The 219-nt window shown below is 72.1% G+C and carries 1 protein-coding gene; it reads left to right on the top strand.

The window, feature by feature from the left end:
- The coding region (locus MXD60_RS26540) for a WD40 repeat domain-containing protein (RefSeq protein ID WP_368861289.1) at positions 1-219 on the top strand (219 nt) is incomplete at both ends.

Here is a 219-nt window from a genome sequence, read left to right as displayed (position 1 = left end):
TCACCGGCCACACCAGCACGGTGACCGGCGGCGCGTGGAGCCCCGACAACACCCACATCCTCACCACCAGCGGCGACGGCACCGCGCGGATCTGGAACGCCACCACCGGCGACCACCACCTCACCCTCACCGGCCACACCGACACGGTGACCGGCGGCGCGTGGAGCCCCGACAACACCCACATCCTCACCACCAGCGGCGACGGCACCGCGCGGATCT

The sequence above is a fragment of the Frankia sp. AgB32 genome, assembly GCF_023243045.1.
In the GTDB taxonomy this organism is placed as follows: Bacteria; Actinomycetota; Actinomycetes; order Frankiales; family Frankiaceae; genus Frankia.
Note: the sequence above shows the minus strand (reverse complement) of the source record. Positions and strands in the feature narration are given on the sequence as shown.